This window comes from Caulobacter endophyticus, assembly GCF_003116815.1.
GTDB lineage: Bacteria > Pseudomonadota > Alphaproteobacteria > Caulobacterales > Caulobacteraceae > Caulobacter > Caulobacter endophyticus.
The window spans coordinates 157,792-184,540 of record NZ_QDKQ01000071.1 but is presented as its reverse complement, the minus strand read 5'-3'; the positions used below and the strand labels follow the sequence as shown (position 1 = coordinate 184,540).

Annotated in this window: 28 protein-coding genes; 16 read left to right on the top strand and 12 right to left on the bottom strand. The window is 69.0% G+C overall.

The genetic code is table 11. The features are described 5' to 3' along the window. The first annotated feature begins 231 nt into the window (after window positions 1–231). From DDF67_RS22290 to DDF67_RS22220, 15 genes are all read left to right on the top strand, one after another. Window positions 232–414 (top strand): Flp family type IVb pilin, encoded by a 183-nt coding sequence (locus DDF67_RS22290; RefSeq protein ID WP_109454986.1) that lies wholly within the window; start codon window positions 232–234, stop codon window positions 412–414. A 98-nt stretch (window positions 415–512) separates the two neighbouring features. Next, window positions 513–1,406, top strand: a complete 894-nt coding sequence (cpaB, locus tag DDF67_RS22285) for a Flp pilus assembly protein CpaB (protein ID WP_109454985.1) — start codon at window positions 513–515, stop codon at window positions 1,404–1,406. Window positions 1,407–1,477: 71 nt separating this feature from the next. Continuing rightward, window positions 1,478–2,863 (top strand): type II and III secretion system protein family protein, encoded by a 1,386-nt coding sequence (locus DDF67_RS22280; RefSeq protein ID WP_158278101.1) that lies wholly within the window; start codon window positions 1,478–1,480, stop codon window positions 2,861–2,863. Next, the gene (locus DDF67_RS22275; RefSeq protein ID WP_109454983.1) at window positions 2,835–3,140 is read left to right on the top strand and encodes a hypothetical protein; all 306 of its coding nucleotides are present in this window, start codon (window positions 2,835–2,837) and stop codon (window positions 3,138–3,140) included. The genes DDF67_RS22280 and DDF67_RS22275 overlap by 29 nt, the downstream gene beginning before the upstream one ends. A 2-nt stretch (window positions 3,141–3,142) precedes the next feature. Next, window positions 3,143–4,627: a pilus assembly protein TadG-related protein gene (locus tag DDF67_RS22270; RefSeq protein ID WP_109454982.1), complete on the top strand. Its 1,485-nt coding sequence runs from the start codon at window positions 3,143–3,145 to the stop codon at window positions 4,625–4,627. After that, window positions 4,620–5,132 carry a TadE/TadG family type IV pilus assembly protein gene (locus DDF67_RS22265; protein ID WP_158278100.1) on the top strand — a complete coding sequence of 171 codons (513 nt, stop codon included), beginning with the start codon at window positions 4,620–4,622 and terminating at the stop codon, window positions 5,130–5,132. Before DDF67_RS22270 ends, DDF67_RS22265 begins: the two co-directional genes overlap by 8 nt. Next, window positions 5,129–5,725: a TadE/TadG family type IV pilus assembly protein gene (locus DDF67_RS22260; protein WP_109454980.1), complete on the top strand. Its 597-nt coding sequence runs from the start codon at window positions 5,129–5,131 to the stop codon at window positions 5,723–5,725. The genes DDF67_RS22265 and DDF67_RS22260 overlap by 4 nt, the downstream gene beginning before the upstream one ends. Further along, entirely contained in the window at window positions 5,722–6,936 is a 1,215-nt protein-coding gene (locus DDF67_RS22255) for an AAA family ATPase (RefSeq protein ID WP_109454979.1), read from the top strand. The genes DDF67_RS22260 and DDF67_RS22255 overlap by 4 nt, the downstream gene beginning before the upstream one ends. Before the next feature lie 3 nt (window positions 6,937–6,939). Then, a complete protein-coding gene (locus DDF67_RS22250) occupies window positions 6,940–8,286 on the top strand; it encodes a CpaF family protein (RefSeq protein WP_109454978.1) in 1,347 nt (448 codons plus the stop codon). 4 nt (window positions 8,287–8,290) lie between these two features. After that, the gene (locus tag DDF67_RS22245; RefSeq protein ID WP_109454977.1) at window positions 8,291–9,286 is read left to right on the top strand and encodes a type II secretion system F family protein; all 996 of its coding nucleotides are present in this window, start codon (window positions 8,291–8,293) and stop codon (window positions 9,284–9,286) included. Between the two features lie 9 nt (window positions 9,287–9,295). Beyond that, on the top strand, window positions 9,296–10,255 hold the full coding sequence (locus DDF67_RS22240; RefSeq protein WP_109454976.1) for a type II secretion system F family protein: 960 nt from the start codon (window positions 9,296–9,298) through the stop codon (window positions 10,253–10,255). A 2-nt stretch (window positions 10,256–10,257) separates the two neighbouring features. Continuing rightward, a complete protein-coding gene (locus DDF67_RS22235; protein ID WP_109454975.1) occupies window positions 10,258–10,773 on the top strand; it encodes a tetratricopeptide repeat protein in 516 nt (171 codons plus the stop codon). Between the two features lie 21 nt (window positions 10,774–10,794). Then, the gene (locus DDF67_RS22230; protein WP_109454974.1) at window positions 10,795–11,301 is read left to right on the top strand and encodes an A24 family peptidase; all 507 of its coding nucleotides are present in this window, start codon (window positions 10,795–10,797) and stop codon (window positions 11,299–11,301) included. 292 nt (window positions 11,302–11,593) lie between these two features. Next, window positions 11,594–12,220: a helix-turn-helix transcriptional regulator gene (locus tag DDF67_RS22225; protein WP_109454973.1), complete on the top strand. Its 627-nt coding sequence runs from the start codon at window positions 11,594–11,596 to the stop codon at window positions 12,218–12,220. 489 nt (window positions 12,221–12,709) lie between these two features. Then, the gene (locus DDF67_RS22220; RefSeq protein WP_109454972.1) at window positions 12,710–13,114 is read left to right on the top strand and encodes a hypothetical protein; all 405 of its coding nucleotides are present in this window, start codon (window positions 12,710–12,712) and stop codon (window positions 13,112–13,114) included. 93 nt (window positions 13,115–13,207) lie between these two features. Here DDF67_RS22220 and DDF67_RS22215 read toward each other — a convergent pair whose 3' ends face one another. From DDF67_RS22215 to DDF67_RS22170, 10 genes are all read right to left on the bottom strand, one after another. Further along, window positions 13,208–14,203: a hypothetical protein gene (locus DDF67_RS22215; RefSeq protein ID WP_109454971.1), complete on the bottom strand. Its 996-nt coding sequence runs from the start codon at window positions 14,201–14,203 to the stop codon at window positions 13,208–13,210. Between the two features lies 1 nt (window position 14,204). Next, a complete protein-coding gene (locus DDF67_RS22210) occupies window positions 14,205–16,760 on the bottom strand; it encodes a fimbria/pilus outer membrane usher protein (protein WP_109454970.1) in 2,556 nt (851 codons plus the stop codon). Then, window positions 16,726–17,535, bottom strand: a complete 810-nt coding sequence (locus DDF67_RS22205; protein ID WP_109454969.1) for a fimbrial biogenesis chaperone — start codon at window positions 17,533–17,535, stop codon at window positions 16,726–16,728. Before DDF67_RS22205 ends, DDF67_RS22210 begins: the two co-directional genes overlap by 35 nt. A gap of 39 nt (window positions 17,536–17,574) precedes the next feature. Further along, window positions 17,575–18,147, bottom strand: a complete 573-nt coding sequence (locus tag DDF67_RS22200; RefSeq protein ID WP_109454968.1) for a hypothetical protein — start codon at window positions 18,145–18,147, stop codon at window positions 17,575–17,577. After that, window positions 18,144–18,758, bottom strand: coding sequence for a hypothetical protein (locus DDF67_RS22195; protein ID WP_109454967.1), 615 nt, complete (start codon window positions 18,756–18,758; stop codon window positions 18,144–18,146). Before DDF67_RS22195 ends, DDF67_RS22200 begins: the two co-directional genes overlap by 4 nt. A gap of 14 nt (window positions 18,759–18,772) precedes the next feature. Further along, complete coding sequence (locus tag DDF67_RS22190; RefSeq protein WP_109454966.1) at window positions 18,773–19,339, bottom strand: hypothetical protein; 567 nt, start codon at window positions 19,337–19,339, stop codon at window positions 18,773–18,775. 3 nt (window positions 19,340–19,342) lie between these two features. Further along, window positions 19,343–19,930, bottom strand: coding sequence for a hypothetical protein (locus DDF67_RS22185; RefSeq protein ID WP_109454965.1), 588 nt, complete (start codon window positions 19,928–19,930; stop codon window positions 19,343–19,345). 16 nt (window positions 19,931–19,946) lie between these two features. Next, window positions 19,947–20,510 (bottom strand): hypothetical protein, encoded by a 564-nt coding sequence (locus tag DDF67_RS22180; protein WP_109454964.1) that lies wholly within the window; start codon window positions 20,508–20,510, stop codon window positions 19,947–19,949. Between the two features lie 25 nt (window positions 20,511–20,535). Beyond that, a complete protein-coding gene (locus DDF67_RS22175; protein ID WP_109454963.1) occupies window positions 20,536–21,123 on the bottom strand; it encodes a hypothetical protein in 588 nt (195 codons plus the stop codon). Window positions 21,124–21,240: 117 nt separating this feature from the next. After that, window positions 21,241–21,912, bottom strand: a complete 672-nt coding sequence (locus DDF67_RS22170) for a hypothetical protein (protein WP_146198073.1) — start codon at window positions 21,910–21,912, stop codon at window positions 21,241–21,243. A 337-nt stretch (window positions 21,913–22,249) separates the two neighbouring features. Between DDF67_RS22170 and DDF67_RS22165 the strand changes: the two genes are divergently transcribed. Further along, window positions 22,250–22,831: a helix-turn-helix transcriptional regulator gene (locus DDF67_RS22165; RefSeq protein ID WP_109454961.1), complete on the top strand. Its 582-nt coding sequence runs from the start codon at window positions 22,250–22,252 to the stop codon at window positions 22,829–22,831. Window positions 22,832–22,834: 3 nt separating this feature from the next. Here DDF67_RS22165 and DDF67_RS22160 read toward each other — a convergent pair whose 3' ends face one another. Together DDF67_RS22160 and DDF67_RS22155 are read right to left on the bottom strand one after the other, a co-directional pair. Further along, window positions 22,835–24,658, bottom strand: coding sequence for an acetyl-CoA hydrolase/transferase C-terminal domain-containing protein (locus tag DDF67_RS22160; RefSeq protein ID WP_109454960.1), 1,824 nt, complete (start codon window positions 24,656–24,658; stop codon window positions 22,835–22,837). Continuing rightward, the gene (locus DDF67_RS22155; protein ID WP_109454959.1) at window positions 24,655–26,748 is read right to left on the bottom strand and encodes a 3-hydroxyacyl-CoA dehydrogenase NAD-binding domain-containing protein; all 2,094 of its coding nucleotides are present in this window, start codon (window positions 26,746–26,748) and stop codon (window positions 24,655–24,657) included. Before DDF67_RS22155 ends, DDF67_RS22160 begins: the two co-directional genes overlap by 4 nt. Window position 26,749 lies beyond the last annotated feature (1 nt).

Sequence of the window (26,749 nt, the reverse complement as noted above, 5' to 3'; positions counted from 1 at the left end):
CGCACGCACCCAAAAGCATATTCGCCAAACACGCGACCTGCGCGCCCTAAATACTGAAAAATAGTGCATCCTCCATATGCATCGCGGCCCGCCATACCGATTTCATATTAAGGCGGCCGATGTATTTACTTACCAAAGAATTAAGACGTTAAATCTCCGACGAAGGGGGAAACCTCTTCTTTGTCCGCGCCTAAAGCAGCGCGGTTGAGAAAACTTAGAGGAGGATACGCCATGAATACTCTGCGCGAACTGTTCTTTGAAGAAGACGGTGCGGCCGCGGCCGAATACGCCCTGATCCTGGCGATCATCGGCAGCGCGATCGCCGTCGCGGCGGTGCTGCTGGGCACCAACATCGGCACGGCCATCACGGACGCCGCCACCTGCGTGGCCAATCCGTCGGCCGCGAACTGCTGAACCAAGTCGTCGGCGGCGCGGGGCGGCAAGCCGCGTCGCCGACCCATGGCGGTGAGCCAGGACAGGCTCCCCGCTGACGTGGGGAGGGGGTTGCAACAATGCAGACGAAAACCGTCATATCCCTGGGCGCGGCCGCTGTGCTGGGCCTGGGCGCCGTGCTCGCGGCACGGGTCTATATGAGCGCCGGGCGCGTGGACGCCCCGGTGGTCAAGGACACCGGCTCGACGCCGGTCGTCGTCGCCGCCCAGCCGCTGGCGAGGGGCTTCAAGCTCCAGTCCACCGTGCTCAAGGTCGCGCACTATCCGACCGACGCCGTGCCGGCCGGCGCCTTCCGCTCCATCCCGGAGGCCGCGTCAGGCCCGGGCGGCGCGCGCATCGCGCTGAAGGACATCGCCGCCAACGAGCCGATCCTGGCCGACCGCGTGTCGGGCTCGGGCGGCCGCTCCAACCTCGCCAGCTCGTTGGGCGAAGGCATGCGGGCGGTGTCGCTGCGGGCCAACGACGTCGCCGGCGTCGGCGGGTTCGTGCTGCCGGGCGACCGGGTGGACGTGCTGCTGACCCGCAGCAAGGACAACAACCAGCCCGAGACCAGCCTGACCCAGGTGCTGGCCGAGAACGTCCGCGTCGTCGGCGTCGATCAGTCCGACGACCAGGGCGCCGACAAGCCCGTAGTGGTCAAGGCGATCACCGTCGAGGTTACGCCCGACCAGGCCCAGGCCATCACCCTGGCCCAGGCCGTGGGCGCGGTGTCGCTGGCCCTGCGGCAGATCTCCGACCAGGCCCCGCTGGGCCGCCGGACCATGACGCTGGCCGACCTGTCGCGAGGCATGGGACCTACCCAGGTCAACGCGCCCGCGCTGACGCCCGTCCGGGCCGTCGCGCCCCGCCGTCCGGCCGCGCCCCGGTCCGCCTCTTCTTCCATGGCCCCGCCTTCGACCGAAGTCCGCGTGACCCGCGGCGTCGAAACGACCGGCTATCGGGTGGGGCTGTGACCATGGCCCGCACCGTTCCCCCTCCCTCCCGCCGGCGCGCCGCTGAGGCGCGCGGCGCAGGACCCGCTCAAATGACCCTGAAACGCTCGCTGCTGGCCGCCGCGGCCGGACTGCTGCCCCTGCTGGCGGCGGCTCCGACCACCGCGCTGGCCCAGCCCCCGGCCGCTCTGTCGGACGTCGCCGTCCGCAAGGTCGAGGTCAATGTCGCCGTCGGCAAGGCCCAGGTGCTGGAGCTGCCCGCTCCGTACACGGACATCATGATCGGCAATCCCGACACCGCCGACGTGCTGCCCCTGACCTCGCGGTCGGTCTATGTGGTCGGCAAGAAGCTGGGCGGCACGACGCTGACCGCCTATGGCCCCGGCCGCAAGCTGGTGGCGGCCGCCAACGTGGTGGTCGGCGCCGACGTCGAGACCCTGCGCCAGCGGATGCGCGACGCCCTGCCCAACGAGGAGAACCTGAAGGTCGCCTCGGGCAACCAATCGATCGTGCTGACCGGCACCGCCAGCAGCGGCGCCGTGGCCGGCCGCGCCGCGGCCCTGGCCGAGAGCTATGCACCCGGTCAGGTGGTCAACATGCTGTCGGTGCAGGGCAGCCAGCAGGTCACGCTGTCGGTGCGCATCGTCGAGATGGAGCGCGCCACGGCCAAGGCCCTGCGGCTGAATATGAACACCGCCAACCCGGCCTCGCCGAACTACCACAACTTCGTCATCGGCACCGGCGACACAGGGGTGGCCACCACCCTGACCGACACCTTCGGCCTGCTGAAGTTTCCGCTGCGGGCCGGCGACGTCGACCTGGACGTGCTGTTCGACGCGCTGGAGACCAAGGGCCTGGTCAAGACCCTGGCCGAGCCGAACCTGACGGCCATGTCGGGCGACACGGCCAACTTCCTGGCCGGCGGCGAGTTCCCCGTTCCCGTGGCCCAGAACCAGAGCGGCGGCCAGACGACGATCACGGTCGAGTTCAAGCAGTTCGGCATCGGCCTGGCCTTCACCCCCACCGTCCTGCAGGACGGCATGGTGAACCTGGTGGTCAACCCCGAGGTCTCGAGCATCGACCCCAACGCCTCGTTCGTCAGCAACGGCCTGCGGATCCCCGGCATCAAGGTGCGCCGCGCCAAGACCACGGTCGAGCTGCGCGACGGCGAGTCCTTCACGATCGCAGGCCTGATCCGCGACGACTACCAGGATCAGATCCGCCAGTTCCCGATGCTGGGCGACCTGCCGATCCTGGGCTCGCTATTCCGTTCGACCAGCTACCAGCGCAACCAGACCGAACTGGTGATCCTGGTCACCCCGCACCTGGTGCGGCCGACCCGGGCCCGGCAGGCGACGCCGGCCGACAACTTCGTCCCGCCGTCCGACACCGAGCTGTTCCTGCTGGGCAAGACCCAGTCGAGCACCCAACCAGCCAAGGGAGGGGTCGATGGACCTCAAGGCCATGTCCTTCAATAGGCCCCTGCTCGTCGCCGCGTCCCTTGCCGCCCTCACCGGCTGCACCGATGCCCGCAAGGACCTGTCGCCGGACTTCGGCGTGGCCCTGCGCAGCAACCTCGCCGCCCAGAAGGCCGATCCGGAAGCCCGCTACGAAGGCGTGCTGCAGCCCGGCGGCGACGGCGTCCGGGCCACCCTGGCGGCGACCCGCTACGGCAAGAACCAGGTGATCCAGCCCGCCCAGGCCAGCACCTCCAGCATCGACAACAAGGGAGCGGCCAAGTCTCCGGCCAACTGACCATGTCGCCCGTTCCTTCCCTCGCCAAGCGCTTCATCCAGGATCGTTCCGGCACGGTGGCCACCCTAACAGGAGTGGCCCTGATCGGACTGGTCGCCATCGGGGGCCTTGCCTTCGACGTCAGCCGGGCGCTCGCCCTGCGGGCCGAACTGGAGAACGCCGTCGACGCCGCCGCCCTGGCCGGCGCCAGCCAGCTGGATGGCGCGAGCGGGGCGATGGGACGCGCCCAGACGGCGGCCATGGGCAGCCTGGTCAGCAACCGCCAGGCCCTGGGCGACACCTACGAGGCCAACGTGGCCGTCGCCGCCAGCGACATCATCTTTCTCTCCAGTCGCGACCCCGACGTCACAGCGACCACCGACGCCGCGGCCAAGTTCATCCGCATCAATCTGGCGCCGCGCTCGCGCGGCCTGGTGTTCGGGGCGCTGACCGGCGCGGCCGGCTTCAACGCCACCGCCCGCGCGGTGGCCGGCTACGGCACGGCGATCTGCAAGGTGCCGCCGCTGATGATCTGCAATCCCAACGAGGCCACCAGCCTGGTGTTCGACGGGGACAGCTACATCGGCAAGAACTTCGTCCTGACCCCGCCGCCCGGCGGCAACGGGGCCTGGGGGCCCGGGAACTTCGGGTTCCTGTCGGTGGGGTCGGGCGCGGCCGACGTCAAGAACGCCATGGGCCGCAGCCCCCCGCTGACCGAGTGCTTCGGGTCGGTGGCCCAGACCCAGACCGGCAACATCGCCTCGGCCGACGACTACTTCAACGTCCGCTTCGACGTCTACAAGTCGTCGGCCAGCGGCCTGAAGAACGACCCGCTGTACCTGCCGGCGATGAACACCATGGTCGGCGCCAAGACCAACGCCGGCGCCAACGCCTGCACGCCCACCGTCGCCGTGCCGAGCAACAGCTGCTCCAGCAGCGCCGCGGTCGCCACCGGCATGGGCTTCCCCCGCGATTGCAACCAGTCGAGCGTGGTCGGCAGCGGCGTCTGGAACGTCGCCCAGTACTTCGCCACCAACCACTCGGGCATCAATCCGACGACCTATACGCCGCAGGTTCCGGCGGGCGCGACCGGCACGGGCTGGTTGGCCTACGGCCCCGCCCCGGTGGCCGGCGCCACCAGCCCCACGCGCTATCAGGTCTACAAGTGGGAACTGGCGATGCTGAGCAGCGCCATCGCCAAGCCGGCCGGCGCCTTCTCGGACAGCCAGACAGCCACCAGCGGCTCGCACGACTACGCCGCGCCCCAGTGCAACAAGACCGGCGCCCAGGTCTCGCCCGATCGCCGCACGATCTCAGCCGTCGTCGTCAACTGCAACGCCGACAACGTGCACGGCAGCTCGACCGTCAACGTCATCGCCTATGTCGACCTGTTCCTGATCGGCCCGGCCGTCAGCAACTCGATCTATGGCGAGGTCATCGGCGCCACCACCGACACCTCGGCGGTGGGCGCAGAGACCATGCTCTACTCGGTGCGCCTCTATGATTGAGCGCCCTTCCCCTTCCCACCGCCTGCTGGACCGGCTGCTTGTCGGGCGCGAGGGCTCGGCGGCGGTGGAGTTCGCCCTGGTGCTGCCGTTCATGGTGCTGCTGTGCTTCGCCTTCGTCGGTGCGGGAAGGCTCTTCTGGAACTACCACATCGCCGTCTCGTCGGTGCGCGACGCCGCCCGCTACGCCGCCCGCCTGCCGATGACCTGCGCGGGCCTGACCAACGCCGGCGACGTGACCAACGTCCAAAACCTGACCCGCACCGGCACCAGGGACGGCTCGGGCGCGCCGTTGATCGCCAGTTGGACCAGCAACGCCACGGTGACGGTCACCGTCACCTGCGTCAGCAACGCCGGCGGGACCTATTCGGGCCGCTACGACGGCATGACCGGCGTGCCCCGGGTGCAGGTCAGCGCGACCCCGCCCTACATCGAATCCTTTGGTCCGCTGACCGGCGTCTCGCTGACCTCGTTCACGGTCAGCGCCCAGCAGGCGTGGACCGAATGACCCGCCTTGCTCCCCTCCTCGGGCGCCTGGCCCGCGACGAAGACGCCTCCACGGCCGCCGAGTTCGGCCTGGTGTGCTTCGCCTTCATCGCCATGCTTCTGGCGGTGATCGACATGGGCCGGCTGGGCTGGACCATCAACACCGCCAAGACCGCCACCCGCGAGGGTGCGCGCCTGGCCGTCGTCAGCCCGATGGTCTCGACCTACATGGCCGGCTACGACGGCATCGCCCAGGGCATCGCCGGCGGCGGCGCCGTGCCCGACATGGCCTTCAGCTGCACCGGCTCGAACACGACCTGCACGCAGACTCAGGGCAGCGGCGGTTCGCCGGGCTTCGACAACACCACCTTCACCGCCGTGCTGAACAAGATGCAGGCCTACCAGCCCGACATCACCGCCGCGGACGTGACCATCACCTATCGCCATGTCGGCATCGGCAAGGTGGGCAACCCGTACGCCCCCGACATGGAGCCGCTGGTCAGCGTCAGCGTGTCCAACCTGACCTTCCAGAGCGCCGCGCTGCAGATCTTCGGCGTCGCCCCTTTCACCCTGCCGACCATGACGTCGACACTCAGCGGAGAGAGCCTGTCGTGAGCCTGCTCCATTTCGGCCGTCCCAAGACCGTCGCCCCGCCGCCCCAGCCCAGCCGTCCGACGGCCTGGCGCGTGGGCCTCTGCGGCGCGGGCCTGGGCGCCGATCCGCCGGTGGCGATGCTGTCGGCGATGTTCCCGGCCGTGACCTTCCGGTTGCTGGACTGCGCCTGGCCCGAGCGCGCCGCCCACGCCTTCGACCTGTTGATCGTCGGCGTGGACGCCGGCGACCCGGCAGAGCTGGAGCGGATGACCTCGCGGATCGCGGCCAGCGCCGGGCGGTTCGAAGTGCTGGTGGCCATGCGCGGCGCCGACATCGAAGCGACGCGGCGCCTGTTGCACCAGGGCGCGGCCGACGTGCTTCCCGCCCCCGTCAGCGACACCACCCTGGCCATCGCCCTGGAAAGGATATTCTGCCGCCTCGACACCGGCCGGGCCCACAAGCGCAGCGGCGAGATCATCAGCGTGCTCAAGGCCGGCGGCGGGGTCGGCGCCACATCGCTGGCGGTCCAGACGGCGGTGATGCTGGCCGGCCGCGCGGGCGCAGCTGGCGTCTGCCTGGCGGACCTGGACGTGCAGATGGGCGCCGCGGCCCTCTATCTCGACGTCGGCGACGCCGTGACGGTGGGCCAGGTGCTGGCGGCCGGCGGCGCGGTGGAGGAAATGCCCTTCGCCTCGTCCCTGCCCACCCACCGCAGCGGCGTGTCCGTACTGGGCGCCCCGCAGGAGATGATGCCGGTCGAGGCCCTGAGCCCGACCCTGGTCGACGGCCTGATGGCCGCCCTGCGCCGCGACTTCGAGACCACCCTGGTCGACCTGCCCACCGTCTGGACCGCCTGGACCAACCGCCTGCTGCGCCAGTCGCAGCGGATCATGCTGGTCACCCACCTGTCGGTGCCGCACGTGCATCTGGCCCGCCGGCAGCTGCACATGCTGAGCGCCCAGCGGCTGGACGACGTACCGGTGACGCTGGTCTGCAACCAGGTCGAGCCCGACAGCGCCAGCGGCCTGTCGCTGAAGGCGGCCGAGCAGGCCATCGGCCGGCCCTTCGACATGGTGATCCCCGAGGATCGCAAGCTGATGCACCAGGCGATCAACCAGGGCCTGGCGCTGAGCGCGGTGCGCCGGGGCAGCAAGCTCGAGGCGGCGATCGGGCGTCTCGCCGACTCCCTGGTTCCGGCCCAGCCGGTCGCCCTCGCCCAGGTCGGGAGATAGATCATGCTCTGGAGCGAAGAAACACGCCGGATCGAAAGCCAGGCCGTCGCGGCCGATTTCGCCCAGCCCGCGCCGATCGACGACGCCCTGGGCCTGAAGGTGCGCCTGCATCAGCGGCTGATCGACCTTCTGAACCTCAGCCTGCTGGACCGCACCCCGCGCGAGACGCTGCGCCAGGAGATCCGGGGCGCGGTCAGCGGCCTGCTGGCCGACGAAAAGCGCCTGCTGACCCCCGCCCAGACCGACCAGCTGGTCGACGAGATCCTGGACGAGCTCCTGGGTCTTGGCCCGCTCGAGCCGCTGCTCAAGGACGACACCGTCACCGATATCCTGATCAACACCCACGAGATGGTCTATGTGGAACGGCAGGGCCGCCTGCATCGCACCAACGTGCGGTTCCAGGACACCCGGCACCTGGTGCGGATCATCAACAAGATCGTCGCCGCCGTGGGCCGGCGCATCGACGAGAGCCAGCCGATGGTCGACGCGCGCCTGGCCGACGGCAGCCGCGTCAACGCCATCATCCCGCCGCTGGCCGTGGACGGCCCCCTGGTGTCGATCCGCAAGTTCTCGCGCGTGCCGCTGGCCATGAGCCGCCTGGTCGAGCTGGGCAGCATCACCCAGGAGATGGCCATGGTGCTCGAGGCCATCGTCCAGGCCCGCCGCAACGTGCTGATCTCGGGCGGCACGGGCTCTGGCAAGACCACCCTGCTCAACGCCATGTCGGCCTATATCGACGAGCGCGAGCGGATCATCACCATCGAGGACTCCGCCGAACTGCAGCTGCAGCAGCCGCATGTCGGCCGCCTGGAGACCCGCCCGGCCAATATCGAGGGCCAAGGCGAGGTGCAGCAGCGCGAACTGGTCCGCAACGCCCTGCGCATGCGGCCCGACCGCATCATCGTCGGCGAGGTCCGCTCGGGCGAGGCCTTCGACATGCTGCAGGCCATGAACACCGGCCACGACGGCTCGATGACCACCGTCCACGCCAACACGCCGCGCGACGCCCTTTCGCGAGTGGAGCAGATGGTCGGCATGGCGGGCCTCGACATTCCCGCCCGCTCGGTGCGCGGCCAGATCTCCTCGGCCATCCACGTTGTCGTTCAGGCCGAGCGGATGGAGGACGGCCACCGCCGCATCGTGTCGGTGTCGGAAATCACCGGCATGGAGGAGGACGTCATCTGCATGCAGGAGATCTTCCGCTTCCGCCGGGCCGGCCGGACGACCGACGGCAAGGTGTCCGGCAACTACGAAGCCACGGGCGTGCGCCCGCGCTTCATGGAGGTGCTGCACGCCCGCGGGGTCGAGCTGCCTTCCAATCTCTTTTCGCCCGGCCGGATCTCGGGGTGACGCCATGCAAGGACTTCTCTTTCCCATGGCCCTGGTGCTGGCCTTCGTGGCCGCGGTGCTGGCCGGCCAGACCATCTTCGGCCTGCTGCTGTCGGCCCGCGAACAGACCCAGAGGGTCAATCGACGCCTGACCCTGATGGCCGCCGGCATGAGCCAGGACAAGGTCTACGAGTCGCTGGTGCGCGATCCGCGCGGCAGCTGGATCGACCGCACCCCCTACGGCGCTCTGCATGGTCGCGCCACGCTCTACCTGCGCCAGTCGGGACTGACCGCCGGTCCGTTGCAGGTGCTGGGCGTGGTGGCCGCCGCCGCGGCCGGCCTGTGGCTGCTGGCGCTGGTGTTCCTGCGCGGCCAGCCGGTCGAGACGCCGGTCTCGCAGGTGCTGGTCACCGCCGTCGGCGCGACCGCCGTCAGCAGCGCGGTGGCGGCGATATGGATCGTCCGGCGCCACGCCGCGCGCCTGGCGAAACTGGAGGAACAGCTGCCGCTGGCCCTGGACGTGATGATCCGCGCCCTGCGCGCCGGCCATCCGGTGATCTCGGCGGTGGGCCTGGTCACCCAGGAGATGCCCGACCCGATCGGCACCGAGTTCGGCCTGGTGCTGGACGAGACCACTTATGGCGTGGAGTTCCGCGACGCCCTGTCGAACCTGGCCCGGCGCACCGGATCGCCCGACGTGGCCTTCTTCGCCGTCAGCATCGCCATCCAGAGCGAGACAGGCGGCAACCTGGCCGAGATCCTGGCCGGCCTGGCCACGGTGATCCGCGGCCGCGCCTCGCTGGCCAAGCGCATCCGCGCCCTGTCGAGCGAAGGGCGGATGTCGGCCCTGATCCTCAGCCTGCTGCCGCTGTTCTGCGTGGGCGTGGTCAGCGTGTTCCGTCCGGAATTCTACACCACCAAGTTCTCGGACCCGGCGTTCTGGCCCGTCGTGAGCGGCGTTGTGGTCCTCTACCTCATCGGCCAGCTGATGATCCGCCGGATCGTCACTTTCAAGTACTGAGGCCTCGCCATGGACCTTTTCGTTTCCGTCGGACTGCAGGTCGCCGTCTTCCTGGCGGTAGGCGCCATGGCCCTGCTGGTGTTTCGCCAGGTCGACGCGGGCGCCGCCCTCAAGCGCCGCATGCGAGAGCGAGCGGCGGGCGGCGCGGCCCTGGCGACCGGCCCGACCGGCGGCCTGCTCAAGGACTCCAAGCCCAAGACGCCTTTCCTGAACTGGCTGCAGGCCCGCGCGCCGCGCGCCGACACGCCTGAGAAGCGCACCGGCTTGGCCCGCACCCTGGCCGAGGCCGGCTTCGAGGGCCCGGCCGCCGTGCCCGGCTATTTCCTCGTGCGGGTGGTCAGCGCCATCGGCCTGCCGGCCATCCTGCTGCTGGCCCAGAAGCTGTCGGCCAAGCCCGTCGTCGGCCTGCCGCTGATCGCCGGCGCCCTGCTGCTGTGCGGCCTGGGTTTGGTGATCCCGGCGATCTTCGTCGATCTGAAGGCCACCGGCCGCCGCGAGCGCCTTGAGCACCAGTTCCCCGATGCGCTGGACCTGATGGTGGTCTGCGTCGAGGCGGGCCTGGGCGTGGACGCGGCCTTCATCCGCGTCAGCCAGGAGATCAAACCCTCGCACCCGGAGATCTCGCGCGAATTCAGCCAGGTCTCCCAGGAGCTGCGGGCCGGCCGCAGCCGCGCCGACGCCCTGCGGCGCATGGCCGACCGGGTCAATGTCGACGCCCTGCGCGCCTTCGCCGCCCTGATGATCCAGACCGACAGCCTGGGGGCCAGCATCACCCAGACCCTGCGCTCCTACTCCGGCGAACTGCGCGAGAAGCGGTTCCTGAAGGGCGAGGAGAAGGCCATGCGCATCCCCGTGCTGCTGACCATCCCGCTGGTGGCCTGCATCCTGCCGGTGATCATCACCGCTCTGCTGCTGCCGGCCGGCCTCGACGTCGTCCACAACCTCATGCCCGCCATGAAGAGGCATTAGAGATGCCCAAGCTCCTCATCGTGTCCGTCGCCTGCGCCCTGCTCGTCCCGCTGTCGGGCTGCGCCACACTCAAGCAGTTGGCCAGCGCCTTCATGGGCCCCAAGCCCGCGCAGACCGAGATCCGCGCCCTGGCCGCCCTGCCCCCGCCCGCCCCCGCCGCCGCGGTGGACCGGCTCTATGGCCGCGCGGCGCAGGCGATCAAGGCTCGCGACTACGCGCTGGCGCTGGAGCTGCTGCAACTGGCCGCGACCCGCGCGCCCGGCGACGTGCGGGTGCTCAACGCCCAGGGCGTGGTCTACGACAAGCTGGGCCGCTTCGACTTGAGCGAGCGCTATTACGCCCGCGCGATGGAAGCCGATCCTCACTCGCGGATCGTCCTGAGCAACATGGCCTATTCGGCCCGCCTGCAGGGGCGCGAGCCGCCCGCTGGCGTGTTGCAGGCCCTGGCCCAGCCGCAGACGACTCTGGCCGGAGGACCGCCCGCCGAGGTCGTTCCCATGCCCGGCGGCGGCTCTTAGGGCGGTCGGGAGACTAATCCGATGGAAATCGACTTCGTTCGCCTTGCCGGATCGGTCGCCTACGCCGCGCTCTTCGTCGTCGCGGCCGGCTGGGACGCCTGGACCCGCAAGATCCCCAACTGGACCGTCGCCGCCCTGGCGGTGCTGTTCCTGTTCGCCCAGCTCCTGACCTGGTCGACGCCCAACTGGCTGTCGAGCTTCTGCGCCTTCGGCCTGGTGATGCTGGCCGGCATGCCGATGTTCGCCCGGCGGCTGATCGGCGCCGGCGACGTCAAGCTGCTGGCCGTGGCGGCGCTGTTCGCGGGCATGGAGAACCTGCTGCTGCTGCTGGTGGCCACCGCCATCGCCGGCGGCGCCCTGGTCCTGGTGGCCCTGGCGGCCCGTCCCTACGCCGGCGCGTTCGGCGGCTGGATCCGCACCCGTGCGGGCATCCCCTACGGCGTGGCCATCGCGGCCGGCGCCCTGCACGTCGGCGCGACCACGGGACTGCTGGCGATCAGCCAGCGCCTGACCCACTTACAACTTTGAAAGCAAGAAAAGGACATTTCCCTGTATTTGCGCACTTTTCGCCCAACAGGAGAAAACCGCGCCTTTCCCGCAAATCTGACAACGTTGCCTTTCCGACTTAGTCATTTGGACTACCCAATGGAGGGTATGCGAGCCCGCCGGAAATAATATCCAATCAGTAAACCAGCCGACGGTGGGCAGAATAAATCAATACGGTTTTCAATTGCGACAGCATTCCAATCGAGAGTTTCGTCGCGATCACGGGCCTGATCTTTCTTCCTGAACCGGCGGCGAGCCATACGGGGCGTCGCACATGGGACTGATAAAGATGATCGAGGTGGTGGATTCGGAGGTCGAACGCGGCGTGTTCGAGTCGCACGTCGCCAACGCAATCCTCAATCTGGTGAACTTCGGCGTCATCGTCGCCGACAGCGAGGGCTGCGTCTACGCCGCCAACGACCTGGCCTGGAGCTATGTCGCGCACGGCGACGGCCTCTCCGAAAAGGGCGGACTGCTGACGGCGGAGAACGGCTTCGAGTCAGAGGCCCTGCACAACCGCATCGCCGCGGCGGTGCGCCAGGGCCGCTCGGGCGCCATGCTGGTTCACCGCTCGCGCAGCCAGAAGCCGCTGGTGGTGCTGATCGAACCCTTCAGCACCGACGACAGCGGCTTCCGCTGCGCCCTGGTCACCGTCCGCGAGGTCGGCCGCGCCTCGCCGCACATCGCCGAGCGGGCTCGGATGATGTTCAACTTCTCGCCGGCCGAGGCCGAGATCGTCGCCCGCGTGGCCCAGGGCCGCGAGCCGGCCGAGATCGCCGCCGAGCGCAAGGTCAGCATCAACACCCTGCGCGTGCAGATGGCGTCGGCCATGGTCAAGGTCGGCGTGCACCGCCAGGCCGAACTGGTCTCTGTCATCTCTTCGGCCGACATTCTCGAATGAGATAAACTCAGCGATCTATTCTTACAGTTAGTAAGGCCGAATTATTGCCGCACGATCTGTATATGTTAATATTTACAAGTCGCGAGGGCAAATCCCCCCGTTTTGTCACCGCCGCGACGAATGACCGGCTCGCCGAGGCTGTCCGCAACGCCATCGACGATCCTCGGCGGCGCGCCCCGCCCGCCGAGCGCCGGGTCAGGACATCAGCACCCCCTCGTCCTGACCCGGCGCCGGTCGATCGCGCACCCGCGCTGACTGAAGCCTGCCAACACAACCCAGAAATCCCCTCCACGGCTTAGCCTCACGGCAGCCGTGAACACGCATAGTAAAAACACACTATTCAAATCATATTAAATAAGAGACATAGCCTATATTTAAGTGCGACATGCTGTCATTCTTACTATGCAAATCGTTTACCGTCCTTTAGGCCGCTCTGCTTAACCCTCCCTCGTGATGATCCTCCCATCATCCTCACTTCTGGGGTTTGCAATGCGCTTTCCGATGATCCTGGCCGCCGCCTTCACCACTCTGGCCGCCACTACCGCTTCCGCCGCGCCGGCCAGCTACGAGCTTCGTCTCGAAGGGCACGTGCCGGTCATCTGCCGCGTCAGCCTGGACGCCACCACCGCCTCGAGCGCCGAGCCGACCGACCTCGGCCGGATGACCGAGTTCTGCAACAGCGCCTCGGGCTATGAAGTGCGCCTGACGCACGCCCAGGGCCTGAGCGACGCGGCCGTCTATGTCGACGGCCAGAAGATCCAGCTGTCGTCGACCGGCGTCACCCTGATCAGCCGCTCGAGCACCGCGGCCTCGCAGAGCCATAGCCTGCGCCTGGATCCCGGCGCCGACGCCGGCCAGGTTGGCGACCTGTCGGTGAACATCACCGCGCTCTGATCCCGTTTTTGCTCCGCCCTTCCCCCCGGGCGGCCGGCAAAAGGAAAGCCCCGTCGGCTCGCGCCGGCGGGGCTTTTTCAGGCTGGGCCGAGGTTACATGCAGGCGACAGGGGTGGTGGCCGTCGGCACGGCCAGGGGCGTCACGGTCACCGTCAGGATGTCCTGATAGTTGGGCGACGGAACCTTGCCGGCCCCGCCTTCCAGCAGAGTCGGCGTCACCGCCAGGTACTGGCCCGACAGGCCGGCGCGGGCGCAGATGACGGTGTTGAAGGTCGGCGAGGCCGTGGTCTTGCTCTGCCCCAGGAAGTCCAGCTGGTACGGAATCCGCTGGTTGGCCGTGGCGAGATTCCCGCCCGCATAGGTCATCCGGAACTGATTGGCCGAGGTCAGGGCCACGGAGTACGGGCCCGAGCTGGCCACCCGCACATTGCCGGTGCGCTGCTTGACCGAATTGGGCGTCGACGGCAGCGAGGCGGTCGTCAGCGCGCCGATCTCGCCGAAGTCCAGCGCAGGCCCGACGAAGCTGGCCTGCAGGGCGCTGAGCACGTTGATGCGGATGTCGAGCGAGTTGGGAATGACCCCCTGCTCGTCGGCCGCGCCGCCGGTGCGCTTGCAGTAGTACTTCTGGTCCAGGAAGAGGTCGGTCGTGCCGGCCGGCAGGTCGGCGCCGCTAGGAACGGTGATCGTCACCATGAACGTCTGAACGTCGGGCTGGCCGACGCCGCCGAAGTTGAGCTCGACCTCGTTGGGATTGACGTTGTTGGGGTCGAGCACGTGCCCAGGCGGGTTCTCCAGGATCTGGCCGCCGGTCGAGGTCTGGACGATCGTCAGGCTCGACGGGGTGTCGGGCCGGCGCAGATAGATGAAGTTCACCTCCTGCGTCTTCTTGCCGCCCACCGCCGGCGGGCGCCGCGCGGTGATGGCGAGAGTCTGCACCGTCGTGCCGGTCGGGTTGAACGGGTCGAAGGTGCCCGACAAGACGACAGGATCGAAGGTCACGCACTGGGCCTGGGCCGCGCCCGCGGCCAGCATGACCCCGCCGACGCCGGCGGCCAGTCCGATGAACAGGGAATGCGATCGGCGTTTCATGTCAGCCTCCCGACGCGCTGGGCTTGAGGTCGTCGGTCTTGACGAAGCCCTCGGCGCTTTGCGGCACGTCGAGGTAGTAGACCGTCGGGGGCGTCGTCCCCATTTCCAGCCGCCAGCGACCGGGCCGCAGGCCCGAGGCGCCGAACCGGCCGACGCGGTTGGTGAAGATGGTGATCGGCTCGCTCTTGGATCCGGGCGTCACCTCGACCGCGCGGCCCGAGACCAGCGCCAGCGGCTGGCCTTCGGCGTCGACCATGCGGCCGATGGCGGTGATCGAGTAATCCGAGCCGACCTCCAGGCGATAGCCCGAGCGGTACGGCGGGAAGAGACGGAACGAACCGGAGCCGAGGTCATAGCCGGCCGGCGCGTTGGGCGCGTCGACGGTGATGGTCCTCTCGGCATAGGCCGCCAGGTTGGTTTCCAGCGCCGTGCCCAGTTCGCCCGTGTTCGAGGTGTAGCCGAACGGGGTCGGGTTCACGACGACGTCGGCGCCCTTCAGGCTCTTGTGGCCCTTGATGATCGCGAAGCTGTCATAGACCGGCCGCCCGACCGACACCGCGCCGTCGGCGAAGCCGATCGAGGTTCCCGCCCGCAGCGAGGTGCGCCCATTGTCCGGCCCATCGAAGGCCTGGAAGTGCGACACGCCCAGCTCCGCCCGGTTGGCGATGTAGTTGAGACTGCCGTTGAAGGCGGAGTCGTCGGGCGAGCGGGAAACCTCGGCGAAGGCGTTGTAGGAGCCCACGCCCTGGCCATGGATCGTCTGATAGGCGATCCGCGCCCGATCCTCGCGACCGTCGTACTCGGCCCGCAGGCTGGAGTTGTTAGAGAACTGCCAGGACAGCGAGATCAGGGCCGAGGTTTCGCGGCGCCCGGGCACGTCGTCGTACATGAGGTTGGCCGTGACCGCGAGGTTCGAGGTCAGGCGGTAGCCCATGCCCAGGCGATAGGCGCTGGCGTCGGGGAACTCGTCGCGGCCGCTGGAATAGCGGCCATCGATGCTGGCGTAGATCGCGTCGCTGAAGGCGTGCGAATAGCCGACCCCGATCTCGTAGTTGTAGCGATTGTCGGGAAAGAAGGTCCCGACAGGCCCGAACTCGCGGCTGCGGGTCTCGAACGACAGGTTAAGGGCGTCGGCGCGGCCGCCGGCGAACTGGAACAGCCGCTGGAAGCTGACGATCGCCGCATAGCCGGAACCGTAGGTGTCGATGTGCGACAGCGCGAAGTCGACGCCGAGGGTGCCGATCTTGGTGCCGAACAGGCCTTCGGCGCCCATCATGACGGTGGTGTCGTCGGCCTGGCCGTTGACGCCCAGGGTCACCCGATCGTTGATGCCGCGCCGGTAGAAGCCGCTGACCGTCCACTCCTCGGTGTAGTCGGGTCCGTCGAGCAGCAGCGGCGCCTTCACGCCGGCGAACAGGCCGAACTCCGACAACCCCGGATCGAGCTGCGCGCGGTCGAAGAAGACGTTGAACTGCAGCGTCTCGCGACGGCCGGTGTCGTCCTCGATGACCAGGCGCACGTCGTTGGCGCCCTGCGCGAACGGGAAGTCGCGCACGTTGTAGCGGCCAGGATCCAGGCGGATGCGCCGGGTCAGCTGGTTGTTGAGGATCACGCTGACGTCGGAGGTCCGGGCCAAGGTGAAGCTTTCACGACCACGCGGGCGGGCGATCGTCTGCGGCTGCAGCACGCTGTAGGAGCGATAGATCGACAGGCCAGCCATGTCGGGCGCGGACTGGAAGCCGCGGCCGACGGCCTGCAGGTCGCCGGCGGTCCAGCGCAGCACGTTCTTGACGTCGTCATAGACGAAGCGCGTGCCCAGCCGCTGGAAGTCCTCGGTTCCGCCCGGTTGCCAGACGGCCTCGTTCTCGAACACCACGCCGTTCAGGCGCACGGCGCTGTCGAGCAGGAAGGTCGGGTCGCCGAAGCCCTCATCGAAGCCCTGCTCGACGTAGTCGACCGAACCGCGGATGTTGAGATAGCCGCTGAAGCCGGCGGGCGCGACGTAGGAGCCAAGGCCCATGCGGTCCATCGGCGTGACCTGCAGGCTGCGCACCACCTTCAGCTCCGGAGGAATGTTCATCCGCAGCTCAAGCGCCCGAGGGTCATAGGTCATGGACATGCCGGCGGACGAGACCACCTCGGGCGATACCACGCCGCGCCCGGCCAGGGCCGTGCGCAGGGCGCCGACCGCCGGGGCGTCGAGCAGCGGAGCGACCAGGCTGAGCAGGCGGTCGGACGGCATCGACAGCTGTCCATCGGCCGAGATCGCCAGCGGCATGTCGCCGACATAGAACTCGCCGTCCTTCAGCGGGACCGTCAGGGTCACGTCGCGACCGGTGGGGTTCAACTGTCGGCGGGCGTCGGCCGCGGTGGCCGCGCCGGCCGAGGGCGCGCTGGTCGGCTCCTGGGTCGAGGCCAGCATGGCGTAGGGGATGGGCTCGGCCAGGGCGGCCAAGGGGGCGGCGAAGGGGACCGCGCCGGCCAGGCATCCCGCCATCAGCCAGCGACGGTAGGCGCGCGACCTAGCGCCCTTCGTCTGACGAGAATTGGGCCTCAAGGGAGCCTCCTGCTGCCGCCGTCAAGGGCAGTTCGATGGGAACGGCGATGCGCCGCGTCTGGCCGGGGGCGATCAGGCCGAAGCCGATCGTCTGTTGGATCTCCGGACCGGGAATGGTCCGCGTGAAGACCGCCTTGCCCGAGGCGTCCTTCTCGATGATCTTCAGCTTTCCGCGGGACAGGTATCCGTGCGTGTTGGACGTGTTGGCGACGTAGACGACCGGGACGGGCTTGCCGTCGGCGTCCGCGCCGATCTCGCTCTTCGACAGGGCCAGGACCGGCTTGCCGCCCGAGGGCGCGACGCTGGCCAGGACTTGGAAGTTGTAGAGGATCTGGATGGCCGACTGGCCCTCCGGCAGCTTCACCGGCATCTGAGCGACGGTGACGTAGTAGTGCTTGCTCTGCGCCAGGGCCGGATCGCCGACCCACTGGATCCGGAACGACTGGGTCTCGCCCGGCTGGATCACCGCCTGGGGCGGAAAGATCAGCAGGTCGTTGCTGGGGATGTCGCTGGGGCGGGCGCCCTTCTCGTCGAAGGACAGCTCCTCGGCGCGCAGCTCCACCGGCAGCGGATTGGCGAAGGTGTTCTGCACCGTGACGATCTGGGACATGCCCCGACCGGTCGGTTTCAGGTCGATGACGACGGGCTGGACGGTCATGGCCAGGGCGCCCCCGCCCAGGCCCGGCGCCCCCTGCGCCGCCAGTCCCGCGAGCGCCAGGAGACCGGCGCAAGCCGCCCCCAGCAAGCGCCCTCGGAAGGTTTTCGAACGAGTCATTCGGTGTCCGCTCCTCATGGATTCAGTTCGGTTCGTGGGTCAGTTCTGGGCCTCGAGCTCGACGACGAGGGTTCCGGCGTAGTCGCCGGCGACCATCGGCGCCCCGCCGCCGGTGACGGCGACGACGAGGTTCATCTGCCCGGCCGCGCCGTTGGCGGTGGCCAGGTTGATCGGGGTGGCGACCGTGCTGGCGCCCGACGCGCTGGCGCCGGCCCAGTCGGCCGTCAGTTGGAAGTCGAGGCGGTCGCGGAAGCCAGGAGCGGTCGCGCCGCCGCCGACCCGGTTCATGCCCGCGCCATCGGTGCGCACCACCAGGCGGTGGGCCGAGTTGCAAACCACCGGAAAGGCCAGGCTGATCGAGGCGTCGCGCGGCTGGGCGGTCTGGGGATCGACGAACTGGGTGAAGCGCACCACCCCTGCCTGGCCGCCCTGGGCGGCGAAGCTGGTGTTGACGCCGGCGGCCGCCGACGGCGGCGACAGCACGCAGGCGCTGGGCGCCTGGCCGATCAACTGCAGTTCGCTCGAGGCCTCGTCTCCCGTCGGTAGGGTTTGGGCGCTGGCGGCGGCGGTGACGCCCAGCGTCACGGCGGCGATGAGAAGGACGGTCTTCATTGGGGTTCCACCGTCAGGCGCAGGGTGTCGCGGTAGACGCCGGACACCAGCGGGGCGTTGGTCTGCAGGTTCGTGGCGCCCGGCTGGATATCCAGCCGCAGGGTCACGTCGCCGACGACCGGCTGGTCGACGAGCTGGGCGCTGTCGCGGATGCGGCGGGCGCTGGCGTCGGCCTCGAAGCGGTTGTTGACCGGCCCCCAGGCCAGGGTCGCGGTGTAGGGCACCGCGTCGCTGAAGCCGGTCGGCGCCGGGGTCAGGCCCAGCTCCGAGCGCCACAGGCCGTTGTTCTGGCTCTCGAGCACGATCTGGTGGGCGTAGTTGCACACCGCGGCGAAGTTGACCTGGGCCGAGGCTGCCCGGGTCGACAGGGTGACGGGATCGGTCAGCTGGTCGACCTGCAGGGTTCCGCCGGTCAGGCTGAGGAAGTTGACCACCTGGCCCGCGCCGATAGTCGGCGCGGCGATGGTGCAGACCTTCGGCACCTGGCCGCGCACCACGAAGTCGCGGGTGTTGTCGGTTTCCTGGGCGCGGGCCAACTGGCCCAGCAGCAGCAGGGTGACGGCCGAGGCGCCGGCGAGGACGGCGGCCTTGAAGCGGTTGGTTCTGGTCATGACGCCCTCCCCGCTCAGCTGGCCGCCGCCAGGGTGACGACGATCGCCCCCTGGTAGGTGTCGTCGGCGACCGGCCGCAGGCTGGGTCCGCCGGACGTGGCGAAGTTCGACAGGCTGATGGTGATCTGGCCCGAGCCGCCGCTGTCGCGGGTCTGGGACGCGCCGGCGTTGGCGGCCGCGCCCGTCGAATAGCTGGCGTCCACCGGCGTCCAGCCCGAGGCCGTGGCCGTGTAGTCGACGGCCCGCGAGAAGCCCGTGGGCGCCGCGTTCGTGAAGGCCTGGGCCGTCATCTGGGTGGCGGCGATAGTCAGTTGGCTGGGCGCGCCGCACTGCGTCCCGGTCAGCACCTTGGGCGGCGCGGACAGGCTGGGCAGCAGCAGGCCCGTGGTGGTGTCGATCATCACCCCGACGTCGAACAGGTTGTCGCCATCGCTGAGGTCGCCGATCGTGCAGATGTTGTCGGGCACGGTGGCGGTGATCTGGATGGGCCCGACGCTGTCGGACGGTCCGTAGGTCTGGGCCGAGGCGGCGCCGGCGATGGCCAGCGGCGCCAGGGCGATGAGGAAAGGCGAGCGCCGCATGGTTCAGCTCCCCGAAGCGGCCAGGCCCGCGTCGGGCCCGAGCGTGATGGTGACGAGCGCCAGGTACGCGCCCGGCTGCAGCTGGCTGTCGGTGGCCGTGGCGAAGTCCGAGACCACCAGTGTCAGGTCGGTCTCCTTCGGCGCGCTGCTGGTCGAGGGCGACCCGACACCCGACGCATTGCCGGCGCTGGTGCGGACGGTGGCCGACGTCGCGCCCCAGGCGCTGATCGTGCAGGTGTAGTCCACCGAGCCGACGAAGCCGGGCTGGGTCGTGGTTCCGGTCACCGCCAGCGGCGAGGCCGAGATGGCCAGGGCCGCGCCGGCGTAGTTGCAGAAGGTCCCGGGCAGCTGGATCGACTGGTTGGCGATGGTCGCCAGCCGGCCCACTCGGACGCCCGAGCTCTCGGAAATCTGGCCCAGGGCCAGGGCGCCGGGGCTGGGCGCGCCCAGCACGCAGACCTGGGCGACCTGGGCGTCGAGCCCGACGGTTCCCTGGACGGGATCCTGGGCCCAGGCGCCGGTCGCCCCGGCCAGCGGGGCGAGAAGAGCGGTCGCCGCGAGTCCGACAAGGCAGGTTCGGTGCAGGATCATGACGACCTTTCTCCCCTCAGGTGGCCGGAGCCAGCGTCACGGCGACCGAGCCCGAATAGGACCCGGAGACGAGCCGACCGCCGGCCGGCGTGGCCGCGTCGGCGAAGCTGACGACGATGTCGCTGGCGAAGAGGCCCGTGGTGCTGGCCGCGCCAGCGCCGGAGGCCAGTGTGCTGTCGGACGCCGACACCGACCCGCTGGCGGGCGAGACCGTGGCGGTGGCGGTGTAGTCGATCCGCCGTTCGAACCCGGTTGGGGCGGTGCTGGTGAAGCTGGTGTTGAAGATCGGCTGGGCCTCGACGGCCATGGTCGCCGACACCCCGTTGCACCAGCCGTTCAGCGTGGCCGTGCGGCTGGTCAGCTTGGGTCCGTCGAGCCGGCCGATGGCCGAGACGTCGCCGGTCTGCAGCGACAGTTCGCCCAGGTCCAGGACCACGTTGTCGGTCACGAACAGGCAGCGATTGGCCACCGTGCCGTTGACCTGCACCGTGCCCGTCACGCTCTGGGCCTGCGCCTGGCCCGCAGCGGCGGCGAGCGCGAGGCTCGCCGCGGCGACGGTCAGGAGAAAGGTGCTACGCATGGCGCTTCCTCCCTTTCTCGTCCGCTCACGAGGGCTCGATGGTGATCGAGATCGTGCTTTGGTAGTTGCCGGCCATCAGCAGCGCGCCCGAGGCGGTGTTCAGGGCGTAGGCCTTGACCGTCAGGTTGCCGGCGCTGTTGGCCAGGCTGCTCGACAGGCTCTGCACAGTGGCGGCCGGCAGGGCGGCGGCGGTCACGTAGCTGACGGTCTGGGTCGTGCTGTTGGCCAGGGCGGCGTCCAGCGCGGCGGTGTAGTCGATGTCGCCGGTGTAGCCGGTCGGTGCGGCGGCGCTGGGGGTCAGGGATAGGCGGGTCGAGCTCAGCGTCACCTTGGGAGCGGCGCTGTTGCAGTTCACGCGGAACTGGGTGGAGCCGCCGGGGCTGGCGTTGGTCGAGCCCGCCAGGGTGGTCGACAGCGTGCCGTCCGCCTGGGCCAGTTCGCCCAGCGGGATCGAGCCCGAGAACGTGCCGCCGCTGCCGCCGGTGATGACGACGCACTTGGCCGCGACGCTGCCGGTGACGTTGACCGTGCCGGTGACCGTCTGGGCCATGGCGGCCGGGGCGATCGCCAGGCCCAGCAGGGCGGCGGCGCCGAGAAGGATCGTCTTCTTCATCTCTTCACTCCCAAGGTCTTGTGTCGGCGGGGCCGACTTCTGCTTGTTCCGGGGCATGCACCCCCTCCCCCTTCGAAGGACGCCGGATCCGCCGGGGGAGCGGGCCCGGAAGGCGGGTCACGGCGAGACGCTGAGCGTCACCGTGAGCGAGTCCGAATAGGTGTTGGCGGCGGCCAGGATCTGCGCGCCGGCATAGGCGGCGCGATGGACCCGCACATACGAGCCGCCGACGTCGTAGGAAGAGCCGTTCAGGCGCAGGCCCTGGCTGGCCGAGGCCGGCCCCTTGAAGCCGCAGGTCGCGCCCGAGGTGGTCTTCAGGTCGCCGGTGTCGCAGGTAGCGCTGGCCGTGCCGACGCCGCTGTCTCCGACCAGGTTCAGGTCGACCAGGTAGGGCGCCAGGTTGGTGTAGCCCGTGGCCGGCGTGACGCCGGAAGCCAGCAGGCCGCCATTGGCCGAGATCACCGCCGCCCGGAAAGGCACCGTGCATTGCAGAGTAAAGGGAAAGTCCGCCGTGAAGGCGTTGTTGACCTCGCCCACGTCCTTGCTCCCGCTCGGCGCGGCGCCCGGCGCGAAGCCGCAGCGGCCGCCCACGGAAGCCGTCACGGGAATGGACAGGACGATATTGGACGGCGAGCCGCCAGCGTAGGCCGTAACCTGCGCCCGGCTTTCCGTCACGCTCGCGGCCAGGATCATTCCCGCCAGCAAGCTCCCGCCAAGTATCCAGTCCCTATAGGACGGCTTGCGCTGGGTGCGCACGGCGCGAGGAAGCGTCAGTTGCTTGCCAGCCATGTCCCAGACCCCGTTTCTCTTAACAAGTTCTTAATGAACGATTGCAGAGAACCGAGGACCTGAAATCCCCCACCTTGGGTAGCTAGTACAGTTTCACCAGCCAGGAGAATTTGAATAAAATACGGACACCTACAGTGCGCTTAGTAATACAAATATATATACCTAGACCTCAGTGATAAGCATTCTCAAAAATCGTGCGACAAACCGACGCTACGCAACACCTGGTAATCCCAGGTTGTGGATAAATTATCCCTAGTTGGCTTTAACTGCATACAAAGTCGGCCTAGCCAAAGCAGCTGGGTCCAGCGTCGACCAAAGGTCGGCGAGGGAGGGAAAGATGGACGGCTCTCACGCGGCTGCGACGATGTTCGACACCAGTGCAGTGCGCTTCTGCCTCGACGAGGACCAGATCGCCCGCATCGTCATCGACCAGACGGCGACCGTGCTCTGGCGCTCGCGGGCCGCGGCGGCCCTGTTGTCCGGCCCAAGCCCGCTGGTCGATCGCGGCGGCAAGATCGGCGGCGTGGATCGCCGCACCCACCATTTCCTGATGGAGCGCATGGCCGAGGCCCTTAGCGGCCAGGAGGTCTGCCAGTTCATCGAGAGCGACGACGGGGATCGGCGCTTCCTGCTGCGCATGCGTGCGGTGCAGGACGGCGATCAGCTGGCCCTGGTGATCGTGCTCAAGGACTTCGACGCCCCCGCGCACCTGCCCCGCCTGGGCGCCCTGTTCGGCCTTAGCATCATGGAAGCCCGGATCCTGGCAGAGATCATCGCCGGGCATAGCGCGGATCGGATCGCAGAGATCAAGGGCGTCTCGGTGCTGACTGTGCGCACCCACATCAAGCACATCCACGGCAAGATGGGCGTGCGCTCAAAGGAAGAAATCCTGGCCACGGTGATCAAGATCTTCGCCTGACGCTCAGCCGGCCGCCGCGCCCCGCACGGCCAGAGCCAGGACCCGCTCGTTCAAGGTCCTGGGCTGTTCGAGACCCAGCCGGCGAAGGCCATCCCCGGGCGCCGGCGCGCCCAGCCCCTTCCAGACATAGGCCAGCAGCGCCCGCGAATCGCCCTGGGCGGCCTTCAATCGCCCCAGCACCGGCAGCAGGCCCTGCTCGACGGCGTCGAAATCCGAGCCGAACGGCAGCAGCGGCGCAAGACCCGCGTCCCTGGCCGGCTTCAGCGCCTCGGCGATCCGCTCGGGCGTGTTGTTGCGGAACGCCTCCGGGATGACATAGCCGGCCTCGACCTTTCCCGCCCGCTTGGCTTCGTCGAGAAGCTCGGGCTGGAAGCGGGAGTCCGCAATGCTCAGCATACGGACGATGGTGTCTCGATCGGTGCGGCCGCGCAGGTCGGCGACGCCGTATTCGGTGACGACCACGTCCTTCAGGTGACGCGGGATCGTGCCGTGCGCGTAGGACCACAGGATGTTCGACGCCGCCTTGCGGCCGCTTCCGCGCACCGCCGGCAGGGTGATGATAGAGCGCGCCCCCTCCAGGGCGAAGGCCTGCGCGACGAAGTTATATTGGCCGCCCACCCCGCTGACCACGCGGCCGTCGTCGAGGCCGTCGGAGACTGCGGCCCCCAGCAGGGTCGCCATCATGGCGGTGTTGACGAAGCGGGCGTCGACGCGAGCCGCGCGGCGGGCCGCCTCGTCGCCATAGATCTCGTTGATGCCGGAGATGGCCTGCATCTGGAACTTCGCCCGCTCGTCCTCGGGCATCTCGCGCAGGGCCCGATAGAAGGCGCGCGGGCCGAGGAAGAAGCCCCCATGCAGCACCGCGCCGTCGACCTGACGCTTGAGCACGCCCGCCCGCCAGAGGTCGAGCAGGCAGTCGACGAACATCTCGGTGGCCGCGTAGAGCCCCATCTCGAACGGTCCGCAGGCGACCGGCGCGGCTTGGTCTGGCGACAGGCGCCGGACGGTGTCGACGAAGACGTCAGGCCGCCGGTGACGCACGATCAGCCCTTGCGCCACCGCGTCGCTGATGGCGCCGATGCCCATCTGGATCGTGCCGCCGTCGCGCACCAGCGAAGCGGCGTGGAAGCCGATGGCGTAGGAGGCGTCGGGGATCGGCTCCTTGGGCGGGGCGAACAGCGGAAACTGCACGTCCGGCCCGTCGAGCAGGTGACTGAAGGCGTCGGCCGGCAGGTCGCCGTCGCCCGGCATGAACGGCAGTTCGTCATTGACCTGGCCGACCAGCATGAAGTCGTCCTGCCCCGCCCTTCGCGCCGCCAGGAGATCGAGCGTTATGTCGGTGTTGCACGACAGGCTAAGGCGATCGCCCCGCCGGGCGACCAGTTGGGCCACGACATTGACGCCGCGCTCGCGCAGATAGCCGGCGGCGTGGGTGTAGTTGGCCGAGATGTAGCTGCGCTGGGCGCTGGGCGTGCTTAGCCGCGTGCCGGCCTGGAAGAAGAACTCATCGACCTCGATGTTGGACGGCAGGGCGTCGCGCCGCTGCAGTTCGGCATAGGCCAGCGCCGGATAGCCGCCGAGCGTGCGCTCGATGATCGGGCCCAGGAACCGCTTCTCCAGGTCGGATTTGGGGCGCGGCGGCTCCAGGGTCAGGGCCGTAAAGACATGCAGATGGATCGACGGATCCTTCAACGCACGCGCCACCAGGGCGTTGACCACGTGGTTGGCCTTGCCCAGGCCCAGCGGCAGGCCCAGCACGATGCGGCGGCCGACGCGTTCGATGATCGCGTCGGCCAGCGCGTCCGGGTCGGTGAAGCGCGGCGTCATCCTTCCAGCTTGGACCATCCAGCCGCCGGCTTGAAGCGCTCGCCGTACTTGCCGGCCAGTTCCTCCAGCCGCGCTTTGACCTCGGACACGCCCCGCCGACGGGCGTAGTGCAGCGGCCCGCCCCGGAACGGCGCGAAGCCGGCGCCGAAGATCATCGCCGCATCGACGACGTCGGGATCCTCCGAGACGCCCTCGCCCAGCAGGGCCGCGGCGGTGTTGACCAGCGGCAGGATCAGGCGGTCGGCCATGTCGGGATCGGGCTTGGGCGCGTCGTGGGCCTTCACCGGCTCGCCCTCCTTCCAGACATAGAGGCCCTCGCCTGTCTTTTTGCCGAGCTTCTTCTGTTCGACCTTGTCGCGCAGCCATTGCGGCGTGTCGGGAATGGCCCAGCCCAGCTCGCGCTTGAGCATGTCGGCCACGGCCAGGCAGATATCGAGCCCGACCTGGTCGGCCAGCTCGATCGGGCCCATCGGCATGCCGAAGTCCTCGGCCGCCTTGTCGATGGTCTCCTTGGAGACGCCCTCGTCGAGCATGACCAGGGCCTCGGCGAGGTACGGCGTCAGGGCGCGGTTGACGATGAAGCCCGGCGCGCTTTTCGCCGGCGCCGGCAGGCGGTCTATGGCGCCGGTAAAGGCGCGGGCGGCGGTCTCGACCTCGGCGTCCAAGCCGTCGTGGCGCACCACCTCGACCAGTTGCATGCGCGAAACCGGATTGAAGAAGTGCAGTCCGACCAGACGCTCGGGTCGCTGCAGCCCTTCGCGCAGGGTCTCCAGCGGGATCGACGAGGTGTTGGTGGCCAGGATCGCGCCCGGCTTCATCACCGTTTCGAGCTTGGCGTAGAGGCTCTTCTTGAGGTCGACCTTCTCGGGCGCGGCCTCAATGACCAGGTCGGCCAGCCGGGCGCCCTGCCCCTTCAGGTCGGGGATCAGGCGGTCAAGCGCGTCGCGCACCTTCAGGCGGTCGTCGCGGCCGATCTTGCCGTAGAGGGCGGCGGCTCGCTTGATCGCTCCGCCGATCGGCTCGGCCTTGACGTCGGTCAGGGTGACGGTGAGGCCGCTCCAGGCGCACCAGGCGGCGATGTCGCCGCCCATGGCCCCGGCCCCGATGACGTGGACCCGCTTGATCGCCGACTTGCCGCCGGCCAGGCCCTTCAGCTTTTCCCGCAGGAAGAACACCCGGATCAGGTTCTGGGCCGTCTGCGACACCATCAGCCGGGCGAACGAGCCGATCTCGGCGGCCTTCATGGCCTCGAAGTCGCCGCCATGGCGCTCCCACAGATCGATCAGCGCGCCGGGGGCCGGATAATGCTCGCCAGGGGCCTGCTTGGCGGCCTCCTCGCGCATGCGCCGGGCGGCGATACGCCGGGCGGGACCGCTGTCCTTGAGGCGGTCGAGAATGCTGGGCTGGTCGTGCTTCAGCTCGCCCTTGACCGCCGCGCGGACGGCCGCCCGGACGTGGCGTTCGGGCACGATGACGTCGATCAGGCCGAGCGCCTTGGCCTTGCGGGCGGGGATCGACTTGCCCGTCAGCATGAACTGCATGGCCTGCAGCGGATCGATCAGGCGCGTGAACCGCGCCGTGCCGCCAAGGCCGGGATGCAGGCCCAGCTGCACCTCGGGAAAGCCGAACTTTGCGCCCTCGACGGCGATGCGGCTGTGGCAAGCCAGGGCGACTTCCAGCCCGCCGCCTAGGGCGTAGCCGTGGATCACCGCCACGGTCGGGAAGGTCACCGCCTCCAGCCGGTCGGTGATGGCATGGGCGCGGGCCATGCGCTGCTCGACCTCGGACACATCGGTCGCGCCGCGAAACTGGCTGACGTCGGCCCCGGCGATGAAGCCCGAGGCCTTGGCCGACCGGATGACCAGGCCGGCGGGCCGGTCGGCCTCCAGCCGGTCGAGGATCTGGTCCAGCTCGACCAGCACGGCGTCATCGAGCGTATTGGCGCTAGCGCCGGCCTTGTCGACCACCGCCCAGGCGACGTTGTCGACGTCGCGGGTCAGCTTCCAGTGCTTGTAGGGGCCGTCGCCCGCCGGCTTGGGACCAAGGTCGAAGTCGCGGGGTTCGAGCAGGGTCAGGACACGGTCTTGCATG